General features: G+C 62.4%; 20 protein-coding genes and 1 pseudogene. 5 read left to right on the plus strand and 16 right to left on the minus strand.

All coding sequences use genetic code 11. The features are described 5' to 3' along the window. Positions 1–119: 119 nt before the first annotated feature. Both JMF90_RS06615 and JMF90_RS06620 read right to left on the minus strand, forming a co-directional pair. Complete coding sequence (locus tag JMF90_RS06615) at positions 120–257, minus strand: hypothetical protein (RefSeq protein ID WP_201316904.1); 138 nt, start codon at positions 255–257, stop codon at positions 120–122. 204 nt (positions 258–461) lie between these two features. After that, positions 462–857 (minus strand): hypothetical protein, encoded by a 396-nt coding sequence (locus tag JMF90_RS06620; protein WP_201316903.1) that lies wholly within the window; start codon positions 855–857, stop codon positions 462–464. Between the two features lie 301 nt (positions 858–1,158). Here JMF90_RS06620 and JMF90_RS06625 point away from each other — a divergent pair, with 301 nt between their 5' ends. Continuing rightward, on the plus strand, positions 1,159–1,623 hold the full coding sequence (locus JMF90_RS06625) for a hypothetical protein (RefSeq protein WP_027807372.1): 465 nt from the start codon (positions 1,159–1,161) through the stop codon (positions 1,621–1,623). Between the two features lie 94 nt (positions 1,624–1,717). On the opposite strand, the gene JMF90_RS06630 is transcribed toward JMF90_RS06625, so the two are convergent. The 3 genes from JMF90_RS06630 to JMF90_RS06640 form a co-directional block, all read right to left on the minus strand. Further along, positions 1,718–2,233: a GNAT family N-acetyltransferase gene (locus JMF90_RS06630; RefSeq protein ID WP_201316921.1), complete on the minus strand. Its 516-nt coding sequence runs from the start codon at positions 2,231–2,233 to the stop codon at positions 1,718–1,720. 187 nt (positions 2,234–2,420) lie between these two features. Continuing rightward, complete coding sequence (locus tag JMF90_RS40005) at positions 2,421–2,978, minus strand: DUF6566 family protein (protein WP_236593003.1); 558 nt, start codon at positions 2,976–2,978, stop codon at positions 2,421–2,423. Between the two features lie 380 nt (positions 2,979–3,358). Further along, a complete protein-coding gene (locus JMF90_RS06640; RefSeq protein ID WP_201316902.1) occupies positions 3,359–4,039 on the minus strand; it encodes an SOS response-associated peptidase family protein in 681 nt (226 codons plus the stop codon). Positions 4,040–4,091: 52 nt separating this feature from the next. Between JMF90_RS06640 and JMF90_RS06645 the strand changes: the two genes are divergently transcribed. Both JMF90_RS06645 and JMF90_RS06650 read left to right on the plus strand, forming a co-directional pair. Further along, on the plus strand, positions 4,092–4,583 hold the full coding sequence (locus JMF90_RS06645) for a hypothetical protein (RefSeq protein ID WP_201316901.1): 492 nt from the start codon (positions 4,092–4,094) through the stop codon (positions 4,581–4,583). A gap of 58 nt (positions 4,584–4,641) precedes the next feature. After that, positions 4,642–5,067, plus strand: a complete 426-nt coding sequence (locus JMF90_RS06650; RefSeq protein ID WP_059584185.1) for a hypothetical protein — start codon at positions 4,642–4,644, stop codon at positions 5,065–5,067. A gap of 28 nt (positions 5,068–5,095) precedes the next feature. On the opposite strand, the gene JMF90_RS06655 is transcribed toward JMF90_RS06650, so the two are convergent. Then, complete coding sequence (locus tag JMF90_RS06655) at positions 5,096–5,296, minus strand: hypothetical protein (protein WP_059584186.1); 201 nt, start codon at positions 5,294–5,296, stop codon at positions 5,096–5,098. A gap of 314 nt (positions 5,297–5,610) precedes the next feature. Between JMF90_RS06655 and JMF90_RS06660 the strand changes: the two genes are divergently transcribed. Further along, entirely contained in the window at positions 5,611–6,612 is a 1,002-nt protein-coding gene (locus JMF90_RS06660; protein ID WP_236597953.1) for an acyltransferase, read from the plus strand. 177 nt (positions 6,613–6,789) lie between these two features. Here JMF90_RS06660 and JMF90_RS06665 read toward each other — a convergent pair whose 3' ends face one another. From JMF90_RS06665 to JMF90_RS06690, 5 genes are read right to left on the minus strand one after another with little or no spacing between them, the layout of a single operon-like run. Then, positions 6,790–7,290, minus strand: a complete 501-nt coding sequence (locus JMF90_RS06665) for a DUF2514 family protein (RefSeq protein WP_201316899.1) — start codon at positions 7,288–7,290, stop codon at positions 6,790–6,792. Next, positions 7,287–7,835: a hypothetical protein gene (locus JMF90_RS06670; protein ID WP_201316898.1), complete on the minus strand. Its 549-nt coding sequence runs from the start codon at positions 7,833–7,835 to the stop codon at positions 7,287–7,289. The genes JMF90_RS06665 and JMF90_RS06670 overlap by 4 nt, the downstream gene beginning before the upstream one ends. Further along, positions 7,832–8,509: a glycoside hydrolase family protein gene (locus JMF90_RS06680; protein ID WP_236593002.1), complete on the minus strand. Its 678-nt coding sequence runs from the start codon at positions 8,507–8,509 to the stop codon at positions 7,832–7,834. The genes JMF90_RS06670 and JMF90_RS06680 overlap by 4 nt, the downstream gene beginning before the upstream one ends. Then, positions 8,460–8,939 (minus strand): DUF2280 domain-containing protein, encoded by a 480-nt coding sequence (locus JMF90_RS06685; RefSeq protein ID WP_201316897.1) that lies wholly within the window; start codon positions 8,937–8,939, stop codon positions 8,460–8,462. The genes JMF90_RS06680 and JMF90_RS06685 overlap by 50 nt, the downstream gene beginning before the upstream one ends. Positions 8,940–8,957: 18 nt before the next feature. Continuing rightward, the gene (locus JMF90_RS06690) at positions 8,958–9,617 is read right to left on the minus strand and encodes a putative metallopeptidase (protein WP_201316920.1); all 660 of its coding nucleotides are present in this window, start codon (positions 9,615–9,617) and stop codon (positions 8,958–8,960) included. Between the two features lie 195 nt (positions 9,618–9,812). Between JMF90_RS06690 and JMF90_RS06695 the strand changes: the two genes are divergently transcribed. Then, positions 9,813–9,995 carry a hypothetical protein gene (locus JMF90_RS06695; protein ID WP_156349303.1) on the plus strand — a complete coding sequence of 61 codons (183 nt, stop codon included), beginning with the start codon at positions 9,813–9,815 and terminating at the stop codon, positions 9,993–9,995. A 316-nt stretch (positions 9,996–10,311) separates the two neighbouring features. On the opposite strand, the gene JMF90_RS06700 is transcribed toward JMF90_RS06695, so the two are convergent. The 5 genes and pseudogenes from JMF90_RS06700 to JMF90_RS06720 all read right to left on the minus strand — a co-directional run. Continuing rightward, entirely contained in the window at positions 10,312–10,971 is a 660-nt protein-coding gene (locus JMF90_RS06700) for a hypothetical protein (RefSeq protein WP_201316896.1), read from the minus strand. After that, entirely contained in the window at positions 10,968–11,294 is a 327-nt protein-coding gene (locus JMF90_RS06705; RefSeq protein ID WP_124503277.1) for a hypothetical protein, read from the minus strand. Before JMF90_RS06705 ends, JMF90_RS06700 begins: the two co-directional genes overlap by 4 nt. An 11-nt stretch (positions 11,295–11,305) precedes the next feature. Further along, positions 11,306–11,776, minus strand: coding sequence for a RusA family crossover junction endodeoxyribonuclease (locus JMF90_RS06710; protein ID WP_201316895.1), 471 nt, complete (start codon positions 11,774–11,776; stop codon positions 11,306–11,308). 163 nt (positions 11,777–11,939) lie between these two features. After that, positions 11,940–12,203 (minus strand): hypothetical protein, encoded by a 264-nt coding sequence (locus JMF90_RS06715; protein WP_201316894.1) that lies wholly within the window; start codon positions 12,201–12,203, stop codon positions 11,940–11,942. Beyond that, a pseudogene (locus tag JMF90_RS06720) lies at positions 12,200–12,770 on the minus strand (hypothetical protein); the annotation flags it as partial. The gene JMF90_RS06715 and the pseudogene JMF90_RS06720, both read right to left, overlap by 4 nt.

Genomic DNA, 12,770 nt, shown 5'->3' on the forward strand with positions numbered 1-12,770 from the left:
GGGGAAGAACGGTCAACCGGTCAAATTGTGATCGCGGGTCGCGCGACGGTCTGTGCGGCAACTCACCCTTTAGTGACAACGTGACGGCAACCGGCATGCTCGCGTCCCGGCGCATATCGTCATGATTCAAGCGCGACGCGTTGCTTGCCGGCCTCGTTGACGGGAAACCGGTCGAGCGTTTCTTCGTATCGGCCGTCTTCGAACCGCATCGCAGTACAACCTGTCAGGCCGGCGGCAGTCGCCATTGCGACGGCCATCGACAGCGTTCTTTTTTCATTTCTGGCGTTTTATTTTGTATTAATTCAAGTGGAATTTTCAGGCCCGGGCGCAGTTTCCGGTAAGTCGCGAGTATTGTCAAAGCAGGATTATTCTATTTTTTCATACCAGGCGATTTCCACTCCGTTTTTCGTGCAGAATTTCGCGCACACAATGATCTGCGTCACGAAAACGCGCATTCTTTGCTACGACGAGCCACCGCAAAACCAGTCGGCAACCCAAGCGATCCAGTCGAGATTGCTGACGATTTCAATGGCGGCATCGCCGACGATTCCGGCTGTCGACGAATCTGTCGCCACCGTCCCGGTTACCATCGCGCTGGCCGTCGCAATTCCGGTCGATGCGACGGGCCTCGGATCGGCAAGCTGCTCCAGCCACGCGACGATATTGGCGCGTGCGTCTTCTTCATCGGCGAAATCATTGCGCGCCAGAAACCGATCGAACACGATCCACGCGAGCGTCTTGCTTCGCGTCTCGGATTCGAGCTGCCTGTCGACAACGACGGTACGGCCGGACTCCGTGATTTCGAGCGTCGCGGTGAAACGGCAATCGAGATATTCGATCTCGAGTTTCGACGACATGGCTTCTCCGCTCAATCCGCTCTCTCGATTTTTATGATGCCCGCGCCAGACGTGCTTCGCGACACTGTGTGAATCTTGCGTGAATTTCACTCGGGACGCCATTCTCGCTGGCGTTATCGCGATATTCTCGCGAATTGTCGATATGAACGGTCGACGTATGACCGCTCTCATCTTTTTTCCACTCTTTCGATGGTGCCGTCAGCCGCTCCGTTTTCCTGTTTCCGGTATCGACGTGCTCCGCAGCCGTCATCGCGCTGCTAAACTCGAATCACAAAGACCGCTTGCGCCACCAGAGGAAATCATGACGCTCGCTCACGCACGACAAAGCGGCGTAGATGTCTGGATCGTCCAGCTTCCCGGGCACGCGCCCTATGCCTACACGCACCTCAAGCGGGTATTCTCGTCCGACGACTCTCGACATCGGGTCGTGACGATCGACCTGAAGAAACTGCTGGCCTGCGCCGACCGCGACACCACCGACTATGTGCTGCCGTCGGTTCAGTACTGGGCGCCTGGAAAGGCCGCGGGCATTCGCGAATTCCTCGATCCGAACCGGGAGCGGATTCCGGACATGCCGTTCATCACGTTTCGCGAGACGAGAACGCGGACATTGCTCGGCATTCCCGGCCTGTCGAAAATCGGCGTCGCATCGTTCCGTAACGGCCAGCATCGCGCGCGCTATCTCGCGCATGCCGGTGCCACGATCTTGCCCGTCGAAATCCACGAGACCGAAGCCGATTTGCTTGTGCGGTATTGCGGCGAGTGAAGTCAAAGTCCGGGCGGCTTTCATCTGGTGCTTCCATCGCGGCCACCCGCAGCCGCCCTCGCTTTCCGCCGCTCGTGTCGATGTCGGCAAGCGCTCAAGCCTGGATCGCGTAAATCCGGTCGGTGACTTCCGTCCGGCCGATGCGGCTGGTTTCGACACCGGCCAATTGCCAGCCGTTGTGTTCGTAGAACCCGATCGCACGCACGTTGCCCTCGAGCACCTGCAGATGGACCTTGTCCACGCCGATCGACCGGGCCCATGCGCGAACGGCTTCGATCATGCGCTTGCCGGTGCCGCCGCCGTGATGCGAAGGATGGACGTGCAGGCAGTCGAGCAACACACCAAGCGCCGGGTCGACGGGGCGTTCGGCGCTGACGAAGCCGACCGGCTCGCCATTCGACTCGGCAATCAGCACGAGGCCCCACTCGTTCTCGTTTCTATCGAAGTATTTGCGCCACCGGACCGCATGTTCCGTCGGCACCTCGTCGGACAGATAGCTGGCCGGAAGGATGTGGCTATAGGCGGTTTGCCAGCTCAGCGTGTGCAGGCGAGCGATGTGGTTCGCATCGTGTGGCGTGGCCGCGCGCAGTGTGGTCCGGGTGACCGGCATCGGTAGCAACTCCTTCTGCAGATTTTCTCGGTCGACATGTGTCGTCGCAAAATATACCGTGCTTTGCGAGATGCATTTCGCAGGGGCCCGTCGTCGGGAGATCGCCACGCGGGCAAAAAAAATCCCGACACCTTCTCCGGTCGTCGGGATCGAACGGCCCTGCAAAACCATGAGGGCACGAGGAAGGTCACACATTACACGCATGTAAGACTGTTGCTCTTTGTCGATTTGCGCCAAACCTCTGTTCGATTCCGCCAATCAATCTGTTATGAACGGGCGTAAACGAAAAAAGCCTGCCCGCGTTTTGCGCGAACAGGCAAGAAAACGGATCAGCATTCGAGGCACGAGGGCTGTCCAGGCAAGATAACGGCACGATGGCCGGGAACCTTAGGCGGGTAAGGAAGCGTTGCGGGTAAACTGGTACGAACGTTGTCGGCGCAACGACAAGGAAACGCGAAACGAAGCAGGCCCAGGCCTTCTCCGGCATCACATTGCAGATGCCGGACAAGCGGTGGTATCGGCCGATACCACGCACGAACACGCGCCCGACTTCGACACCCGCCCTCGTTGCTTCGTCTGATTTCCGATATTCGGTATCGAAGTCATATCGCCGCGGCGACTCGATTCCGTCTTTACTAACCAGAACGTTCGGCGGCCACATGCTACCCGGCGCCGGCTGCACGGACTCGACGATGATTTCGTAACCGTCGAATTCCTCGCCATTGCATTTGATTCTCTTGTGCAAAGGGTGTCCCCTTACATGCACTTGATGTTGCTGTCGCGCAGCGCGCTTTACGCAATTGCTCTTTTGAAGCGCAAGGCCAAAATGGCATCGCGATTGTTTCGTTGAATACGGGGATGCCACTTCGTTAAAAACGCCGTGACCAAGACACACGACGGCTGTGTCCGAACGCCAGAAAGCAAAAAGCCCGGTTCATCGAACCGGGCTTTTTGCTTGAATTTGTTGGGGTGGCTGATGGGACTCGAACCCACGACGACAGGAATCACAATCTTTATACAATTTTGTTATATTTCATAGACTTAGACGGGTACATTGGAACATGCGATGTCGCGAGAGCCTTGTCTGGCGTCGCGAAAATTCCTCATCTTCCAGAGAAATTCACCTCATTCGGCTGCCGCTGGCTCAGCCGCCATGTCCTCCGCCGGGTACAGCTGCAGCATCGCGCGCGCCGCCTCGACGTTCGACGTCGTCAACCATTCCTCCCAATCGTCGGGCCGAAGGATGACGACCGACCGCTTCTCTTCGCCGGGCCGGTGCATGTGCTTCATGATCGGGTGCTCGTCGCCGTTGACCGTGATCATCGCCATGGTGTGCTGCTCGGTGCCGTCCGGCCGCGGCAGCGTGCGCCAAATCCCGGCGACGCATAGCGGCCGCCAGCCGGCCAGGCCGATCCGGTATCGGATGTGCTTCCCCGTCTCCCAGTTCGGCTCGTAGATCCATTTCGCGGGAATCAGGCAGCGGCGGCCGGCACGCCACGTCGGCCCGTACAGCGGCGACTTGCCGAGGTTGTCGTCGCGCACGTTCATCGTGCTGCGCATGATCGGCAGCTTGCGGCCCTGCTCCTTCGCCTTCTCGACGTTGGCTTTCTGCAGCGCGCGCGGCCAGAAGCCGAAGTTGGCGATCAGCGGCCTGAACTGCCCATCGACGTAGCCGACGATCGGCGCGTCGTAGTCCTGGTAGATCTCAGGTTTCCACGGCGTCCAGCGGTACAGGTCCCGAAAACTGTCGATCTTGAGCTCGCTCAGGCCTGGGTCCTCGCCCGGCGCGACGTAGTTCGTGCACATCGCCGTCCCCAATTTTCGATCTTGACGGCCCTATCTTACATCGGGATACACTGTGTTTTTATACAGTGGTGCAGCCGTGATCAAGCCGCAGTGGGCCTACATCTGGGAGTACGGATTCCGGGGCGAGAAGAACCGCCTAAGGACCCCGGTCGAACTCACCAAACGCGAATTTGAGCACTGGATCGACGAGGACCCGCGGTCGGTGTTCCTCGGTACATCCGCACCGATAGAAGCAACCAGGATCGATCGCAACCGGGTTCCTCTAACGGATCCACGGTTCAAACTGCGGCCGGAGGTGCCTGAATTTGACGCGCCGACGGACGCCGAGCTGCGCGCGCTATGGCGGGAGTACACCGACCTTCAGGTGCGGTGGCTGATCCTCGAAATCCGTGCGCTACGGAAGTCGCTCGAGCGCATCGAGGCCTGGTACCTCTACACCGACAAGAACGTCGCGAACAAAGGCGACCTTGCCGGCGCGCAGGGCCAGTTGTATCGGCTGATGCATCTGCTGCGCGACGAGATGCGGCGGGCCGGGATGCGGTAGTGCGGGGCTTAAAGGGGCTCGGACGATCGCGCGATGGGTCTGACCTAGCGACGCACCTGTGGCATTCTGGACGTTCGTCGCACTGGAGGCCGACATGCGCACAATTGCGGAAGAATTCAGCAATTCCGACGATGACTGGTTTGGCTTCGCCTCGGCGCAGGACCGGGGGGACGGCCGTTCGCTGCGGGCGTACCTGCTGCGTTACGCGGACCGCATCCCGGAACACCATGTCGTCGTAAACGTCGAGCTGGTGCTACGAACGCAGTACCCGCCTCGCGGCGTTCGTCCCCCGTACCTGATCGTCACCCACTTCGATCCGGGGCACTCGACTGACGTGCGGCTTACATGGAAGCGCAACGTCGAGGAACTCCGGTTCGATTCCAAGACCACGTACGTCGAATGCGGATACGAAATTTTCGACTCGTTCAGCGACGTCACGATGGACCTGACCGCGCGCGGATTCTACCTCGAGCCGATCAACTAGCCCCTACCGCTCCCGGCACCGCCTGCGGTCACGTTGGCCGCTCGACCAAGCTCACCCGCCAGTCCCCGCCGAATTCGAACGCCGGAGCCTCAACCATATCGACGCCCCAGAAGTCCGTGAACGGCTTGATGTCCGGCATGCAATACCAGTGCGCACGTCCGTCGGCATCCATGGCCCACCATCGAGCGGTCTTCGGGGCCACTTTCCAGTTGATCGCGGGGTTATCCATTAGAACCTCCGTCACCAAGGCAACGAAAGTCTAGTAGATCAACGTGTCGGCGTCGGCGCGTCGTAGTCGCGCTCGCACTGCTGGCTGTAGATTCTGGACAGCGCCGCGATTACGCTCGCAATCGCGAGGTCCGTGATGCCCGGGAACGGAAGTGCCGCGCTCGAAAAGCGGGCCGAGTTTGTCGACGCGTGCGCGGATGGGCACGAGGCTAAGATCGTGCCGATGTCAACAGACCCGCCGCCGTAGGGTAACATTCGGGCGAAAACAAACTGCGGGGCAATATGGCACCAAATAATCAGAACGCATTTACCGCGATGCGGCTGCTCGCGGCATATGCCGTCATCCTCACACACAGCTACGTTGTGCTTGGGCTTCCGCATGATTGGCTGGAACGGCATGGCTTTCCGCAATTCAGCGAGTTCGGTGTGAACGCTTTCTTCGCGATTAGCGGATATCTGGTCTGCAAGTCGCTGCAGCGCAATCCGCACCCACTGGTATATCTGCGCAACCGCGCGCTGCGAATCTTCCCGGGACTAGCGGTATTGCTGCTATTGACGATCTTCGTCGCCGGTCCGCTCATGACGCATACGTGGTTTCCGGACTGGCTCACATACCTGACGAACCTGTCGCTGTTCCGACTCGTCCCTACCCTGCCGCACTTCTTCACAACGAACCCGGTCGACGTCATAAACGGCTCGCTGTGGACTCTATCGCTCGAGGTGACATGTTACCTGCTGCTACTCGGCGTATCGTGGGCGGGGGCGCTGAACTGGCGAGGAGTGCTGCTGATGCTGGTAGGATTTTACGCAGCGCTGATGGGCGATATGCTATGGGCTGAGGGAACGATGCTCGGTGTGAAGACCTTCCAACTCGCGCGGCTCGGCGTGTTCTTTTGGGGTGGAGCGTTCCTTGCAACCGTGGCGCTGCCCCGCAGTTGGATCTTATGGGTAGCTTCCGTCTTGCTCGCGTTGCTGCCGTACTATCTGTTCGCTTCCATTCCCGACTGGAAGCTCCGGGCGTACGCGCTCACTCTGCTACTGCCATTCATCGTCATATTCGCGGCGGAACGTCTGCCGAAACTGGCGTTCTTGAACCGGTTCGATGTCTCGTACGGCGTCTACATCTACGGCTTCCTCGTTCAACAGATGCTGGTGTGGCACTTCGGTACAGGTATGGATCCAATCGTCCTGTCGCTACTCTCCATCGCGATCGTGACCCCGATCGCCATGGCCTCGTGGTTCTTGATCGAAAAGCCGGCGCTTACCCTGAAGAATGGCTTCGCTGGCGCGCGGGCAAAAGCAGCGCGGACTGCCTAGCGAATGAGGGCGCCAGCACGCTAGCTGAAACGCTACCCCACGCGGCCGCCCCTGAGGGAGCGGGCAACACGATGACCTGCCCGCTCCTCGAACCCGTCGTGTCGGGATTTGCACAAGAACCTTTGCAACGTGCGCGACCGCCGTCAGCGCGAGCATCGCGCCGCTCAATATCTTCTTTTATTTGGATTCCTCCGTCTGGTTGGTGGCGCCGGTCAGCGCGTCGTAGTCACGCTCGCACTGCCGGCCGGCGATGCCGCGTTGGTCAGCGATCGCTGCCAGCTCTCCCGACGTTTCGTCAGACCGGCCGAGCACGTCGGCAAGCAGATCGAGGGCGTCGCCGGTTGCCGGGCCTCCGGCGGCAGAGGCGGGATGGCGGGCGGCCGCGACGAGCTGGTCGACGCGCTGCTGCAGGCTGCCAGCGGCAGCACGAGCAGCAAAAGCATCCGCAAGCGCGGCAGTTCGTTGTTGGTTCGCATCTTTCGCAATCTCCGATTGGGCCGCGGTGCGGCGTTGTTCCTCCGCGCGCGCGGCATCCACCGCCTTCGCTTGAGCCGTCGCGGCGTCAGCCTTCATGCCCGCGATCTCGCGCGCGCTGATCAGGTGCTCACCGTAGACGCCGGCGGCAAAGCCAAGCAGCACAGCGAGCACATACGGCCAAACCAGCCTCAGAAGTGTCATTTCCGTTCCTTCGCGTGCAACTGCTTCAGCTCGTCCGGCGAGTAGACGAAGTCCGGAAGCAGGAACGCCTGCACGCTCCAGACCGGGTCGCTTTCCTCGTGCCGGCCGTGATCTTTGCCCCGGTGATGGAGCGCGCACAGCAGCAGTTGGTTGTAGGTCGAATCGACGAACGCCTCCGGCCGGGCCGGGTCGAACGCCTCCCAGTCGAAGCCTTGCGTCAGCCTGATCACGTCCCAGACGGGGTGCTGGCGCGGGATCGGCACGGTGCGCTGCAGCTTGTGGCTGAACATCGTGTCGACCTGGTTGAGCGCGACGCCGCGGATCCACTTCCAGTCGATCGCGTGCGAGAACGCCCACTCAAAGAACCGGTGATGCGACTCGACGGCCTGGTCGTCACCGCATACCGCGCAGACGTAGCCGCCGGCTGCCTTCATCTCGCGCTTGCTCGCGCGGAACGTCGGCGACTCGGTACGCGGCTCGTGATCCGGGTAGAAGACATCCTCGGCGAATGTGCGCCGCGTCTCGTGGGTCTTCGTGGTCGTCATAGGCCGCGCTCGCAGAGGGCACGCTCTTCCGCGCGCCGTTTCACCAGACCGGGCAGCACGCGGCCGCCGGCCGTCACCCATTGCGGCCGACCGTTGTCCGCCTCGTTCATCGCGCGGCACGCGCCCTTCCATTCGCCGGCGTTGAACCGCTTCGCCGTCGTGCTGCTGCAGTACGCGCCTGCGCCGACGTTGTACACGCCGCCGGCTTTCTTCCCGTCGACGAGCACGTTCCAGCGCTTCTTCGACTTCGCGTCGTCAGCCACCTTCAGCGGCCAGAGCGCCTGGTACTCGTCGGATGCGACGATGTCGCGCGCCGTCTCGCTGTTCAACAGCGCGAGGTCGTCCGAGTAGCTGATGTGCAGGAACCGCGCGCGCGGGTTCAGCGCGAGGCCGCGCGCGATCAGGTTGATCGCGACCAGCTCGGTCTTCGACGAGCCCGGCGGCACGTTGATGACGACGTTCTTCAGCGTGCCGTCGATCACGCGCTGCACCGTGTCGGCGATCAGCACGTGGTGCCAGTTGACCCGGAACTTGATCGCCTGCCGGTGCTTGAAGAAGTACCTGCTGAAGAACAGGTGATCCCGCTCGCACTTCGCCTTCAGGACGGCCCGCTCGATGGCGGGGTCAATACTCGTCTTCGAGTTTGGCGACGGCGGCTGCGACCTGGCTTTCATCGACGACGACCGTCCTGTTCTCGATCGGGCCGCCGTTCTCCCCAGTGTGTTCGAGGCGGCGCCGGTTCGTGTAGGCGTCGCCGGATTCCTTCGCAGCCTGTTCGAGCAGCTGCGCCATCAGCGGCAGGTTGTTGCGTCGCTCCGCTTCCGCGACGGCTCGGTCGAGCGCGCGCAGGCGCACCGCACGGTGCGACACGCCGATGCGCGATGTGTCGCTAAGGAACTCCGCGCGCGTACGCTCGAATATCTCGCGGTACTTCTTGCTGAGCGTTGCGCCGGCCCGCTTCGTCGGGTCGTAGCGCTCGCATTGCTGCGACGACACCTCGACGCCGAACTCATCGCGCACGGCCTTCGCGGTGCGCGAGATCGTGTCGAAGCACGCCAGCGACTGCACGATGAACACCTTGATCGGGTCGGGAAGTGCTGCCATAGCGGGAAAACGGTCGGGTTATGCGGCCCGCAGGATGCAGGTGCCGCAAGCGCGCGCGATGTCGGCGTGGCCGACCTCCGGCGAGCGCTGGGCTGCGGCGACGAGCTTCGCGGTGTCGCCGGCGCCGCCAGCCACGCCATAGCGCCGGACGATGCCGACGAATTCCTCGACGTCGTGCCCTCGGATGCCGAGCTTCGGCATGCCGTCCTTCGTGAAAGCCGGCGCGCCGAACTCGTCGGTGCGCTGGCCGATGTGATACAGCTCGTGCTCGACGAGCGCGCACCACTGCAGGTCGTTGCACTCGCGCGCGTAGTGCGCGTCGAGCGTGATCAGGAACGCCGGCACGCGGCCGAACCATTCGAGGTACTGCTGTTCCTGCCGGGCGCGCTGCCAGCCGCCGGCGCGGATCGTCACCTCTTCGCACTGGCCGACGACGCGCCGCATCTGGCGCACGTTCTCGACGGCCGCCCAGAGGTAGGCGACATCAGCGCCGATGAGGTGCTCGTGGTCAGGGTTGTGCAGCGGCGCGCCATCGCGCAATAGCGTCTCGTTCACCCATTCGGAGACGCCATCGGCCGGCGTGATGTGCCGGATCCAGTTCGAGTCGTCGAAGAGGATGTCGGGCGGCACCGGACGAGATACTGGTAACACATTCGCTATCGCGGCAGATCTGCTCATCTTGTGACATCTGCAGTTTGATTCGAATAATGAAACGCTCAAGTCAATTCCGCCAATTTTATTCAAATAGCGAAATTATTAAGATAATTAAACGGCGTTGACTTAAATCACTCGATTAACGCAATATCCTCATGGCCGCGTGCTTAGAACGCGGTCGCGGAAAATCGTCTAATAAGCGCAAACAGGAGAGCATTAATGACTACCGCACGAGCAACCGAACAGGCCGTCGAACTCGTCAAAACAGCACTCGCATCCGGTTTGGTCGCACCAGCCACCGGTGACCGGTGGTTCACTGACCCTGCCAAAAATGGAGAGCAACTCGGACAATTTATCGGCGCAACCGTGGCCAAGATCGCCAAGGAAATAGACGCGCTGTAGGAATCGGGACTATTAAAAGTCGGTTTAGATCCAGCCGACCCAGTAAAAAGCCCGCTGACTTTCGCTCAGCGGGCTCAACGAATCTGGTGCCAGCAGGGCGGCGGAAACCCGTCTGCACCTTTCGGCGCGCTGGCTGATCACCTCGCCGCGTCTTTCCCGCCGGCGCAGCTAAGGCCGGGTCGAGTATAGCGCGGCACACCACGACGAAAAAGCCCGCTGGCTTGTCGGCTCAGCGGGCTTTGGTCGCAACTCTGCAATGTGACGAAAATTTATACCCTGTCCGCCACATTTGCAAGGGGAATTTTCGCCGTACCCCTTACGCCTCAACGGCCTCCGCGATCGTCACGTTGTTTCGCTCGAAGAGCGGCGTCAGCCGCTTCACGGCCTGGTGCTCCAGCTCGACGAGCCGCCTCCGGATGATCTGCGCGTTCCGCTCGAGCGTTCGAACCGTGACGTGCGTCTCCTCGGCGATTTCACGATACGACAGCCCGTCTTGGCGCAGCCGCACCTGCGAATGGCCTGCGATCAGCGCCATGATCGCCTTGCCGTTCGTCACGGTGAGCGACGGCCGCAGATACGTGCGCATCTCGACCAGCGCCCGCTTCCACTCGGCCGACGGCGGGATTCCCGGGTCTGCTGCGCGCGTGGCGCTCGCCGGCCGCGCGGGCATGCCGCAGGCGTATCGCAGCCACACGGCATTGCGTTCCGGCTTCAGCAGGTGATCGCGCACCGCGCCGACGACCATCGCGCACTGGGCCCGGATTTCGTCACCGCTCAGCCCGTCGAAGTTGATCGTGCCCGACGAGGTGCCGTACAGGTATTCGAGGAATTCAGCCTGCCGGTCACTGAGACGGCCGACCGATTCGAGGATCTGGATCAGCGCCAGGCGGAACTGCTGCTTCTGCCGCGGCGGCAGCGACGTCACGAGAAAGCTGACGTGCAGCGCCTGCTGCGTGTTCTCGAAGATGGCGATCACCGGCCACCCCGCGTCATCATCGCCAGCGCTTGGCGCGTGTTCAGCTCGGCCATGTAGCCCGATAGGTTGCTCGTGAAGTCCGGCCGGATGCGCGTGTCGACGTGCGAGCCCGGCGAGCGGCTCGTGCCCGCGAGCGAGTACATCCGGCCGCGGCTCGCCGAATGGCAGTCGAGCCGCGCGAGCGCGACGTCGAGCGACAGCAGCTGGCGCACCGACGAAACGGGGTGCTTCAAGCGGCGTGCGAGGTCGTGCGCCGAATACCGGACGCCGGGCTTCATGGCCGCGATCATCGCGTTGATGGTGAGTTTGCTTTTAGCTTTCAAGGCCCCGCTCCTTATGCTGACTTCAGATTCAATTCGATCGCCTCGATGCGCACGCCCGGCGTGCGCGCGTAGCGCTTCGACACCCAGAGGTCGACGACCTGGCCATCGTCGACGTACACCACTCCGTTCATGCCGTCCTTCAACGCCTTGACAACGTTGTCGGCGTCCGGCTTCTTCGTCGCGCCGATGGCGCCGGCGGCCGCTTCGCCCTGACGCTTCATCGACCAGCTCGCCGGGATCGGCAGGCCGATGTGCACGATCAGGCGGATCGGGCCGGCGTAAGGCGACGCGCTGCGCATCGCCGCGCGGGCGGCCATCTTCACGAGGTTCTCGTACCGCTCCGTCTCCTCGGGCGTGTAGACCCTGACGTGGGCGCCGCGGCGCGCGAACTTCGGGCGGCCCTTCGCGATCGGTGTGCCGGGAACGACGAACTCGACGCGCTGCGCGATTGGCGAGGCAGTGATGAGGGATTGCTGGGTCACTTCACGCCCCTCCCGTATTGCTCAGCAGGCTCCCAATACGCTGCCTTCCAACGCTCGTATGCCTCTTGCGGCGTGCTGCCCAAGCCCGTTGCACCGTTCGAGCGACAAACCCACTCGAAACCGATGTGCGAGCGAAAGATCGCGCGGAAAATGCGGGGCTTCGTCATGCCGTCACCTCGTCTTCCACGTCGTCCGTCACGGGCACGCCGCTGATCGGGCGCAGGTTCACGTCGCAGCATTGCCCCTCCCGCGATGGCGAATCAGGCCGAGAGCGGTCGCCGTCGAGAAAGCGCGGAAGCGAAACGACCATGCGCACGTTCCAAACGAAACGGCCGTTCCTCGTGCCCCACGGGCTCAACACTTCGCAGACATGCCCGGCATTCACCCCTTGGATCAGGACTGCCATGTCGCCGACTTTGCAGTTCATCGCCCTTCCCCCATCAAAGCGCCGGCCGCGACCGGGCCAGCAGTGTTGCGAAACGCGCGGTTGTGGTCGTCCCACCACGGGCCGTCGCCCGCGGCGTCGAACACGCGCAGCTTGAAATCGAACGGAGGTTCGTCGCGGCCCTGCTCGACGCCGAGCGTGCCGCCGTGCTCGACGATGCCGGTCCACGAGCGCCACCAGTCGCCGACGGTGCGTGCACCTGTCGCGGGCTTCGCGGCGCGCGCGGCGAGCAGGTCGCCGAGGATCAGGTCGAGCAGCCCGGCGTTGAGCGGCTGCTCGGAGCGCTCGCGCTCCCGGCGCTTGCGCCCCGTAGCAATGGCCGCGCGCAGGTCGTCGGCCGTCACGCCGCGACCGGGCCAACCGGCCAACCGCGTGTCGTCGGCGGCGAAGCCGACGCCCGACGAGCGAAGGATTTCGACGAAAGCGGCGGCGGCGATCGGCGGTTCTTCCCCACCTCCCTGTGCTGTGCCGCCGCCGCTTGCTGTGTTTACATCTCCCTCTCCCTCTCCCTTGCGATCGGGGGGCGAATCGGGGGGCGATTGCGTTGGT

Origin of the sequence: Burkholderia sp. E168m23 (genome assembly GCF_016586125.1) — a bacterium.
GTDB lineage: Bacteria > Pseudomonadota > Gammaproteobacteria > Burkholderiales > Burkholderiaceae > Burkholderia > Burkholderia orbicola.

Bases quoted from the DNA above. Each gene is read 5' to 3' on its own strand.
- JMF90_RS06615 (WP_201316904.1), bottom strand. From the start codon at position 257: ATGGCCGTCGCAATGGCGACTGCCGCCGGCCTGACAGGTTGTACTGCG.
- JMF90_RS06620 (WP_201316903.1), bottom strand. From the start codon at position 857: ATGTCGTCGAAACTCGAGATCGAATATCTCGATTGCCGTTTCACCGCG.
- JMF90_RS06625 (WP_027807372.1), top strand. From the start codon at position 1,159: ATGACGCTCGCTCACGCACGACAAAGCGGCGTAGATGTCTGGATCGTC.
- JMF90_RS06630 (WP_201316921.1), bottom strand. From the start codon at position 2,233: ATGCCGGTCACCCGGACCACACTGCGCGCGGCCACGCCACACGATGCG.
- JMF90_RS06640 (WP_201316902.1), bottom strand. From the start codon at position 4,039: ATGTGCACGAACTACGTCGCGCCGGGCGAGGACCCAGGCCTGAGCGAG.
- JMF90_RS06655 (WP_059584186.1), bottom strand. From the start codon at position 5,296: ATGGATAACCCCGCGATCAACTGGAAAGTGGCCCCGAAGACCGCTCGA.
- JMF90_RS06660 (WP_236597953.1), top strand. From the start codon at position 5,611: ATGCGGCTGCTCGCGGCATATGCCGTCATCCTCACACACAGCTACGTT.
- JMF90_RS06665 (WP_201316899.1), bottom strand. From the start codon at position 7,290: ATGACACTTCTGAGGCTGGTTTGGCCGTATGTGCTCGCTGTGCTGCTT.
- JMF90_RS06670 (WP_201316898.1), bottom strand. From the start codon at position 7,835: ATGACGACCACGAAGACCCACGAGACGCGGCGCACATTCGCCGAGGAT.
- JMF90_RS06680 (WP_236593002.1), bottom strand. From the start codon at position 8,509: ATGAAAGCCAGGTCGCAGCCGCCGTCGCCAAACTCGAAGACGAGTATT.
- JMF90_RS06685 (WP_201316897.1), bottom strand. From the start codon at position 8,939: ATGGCAGCACTTCCCGACCCGATCAAGGTGTTCATCGTGCAGTCGCTG.
- JMF90_RS06690 (WP_201316920.1), bottom strand. From the start codon at position 9,617: ATGAGCAGATCTGCCGCGATAGCGAATGTGTTACCAGTATCTCGTCCG.
- JMF90_RS06695 (WP_156349303.1), top strand. From the start codon at position 9,813: ATGACTACCGCACGAGCAACCGAACAGGCCGTCGAACTCGTCAAAACA.
- JMF90_RS06715 (WP_201316894.1), bottom strand. From the start codon at position 12,203: ATGAACTGCAAAGTCGGCGACATGGCAGTCCTGATCCAAGGGGTGAAT.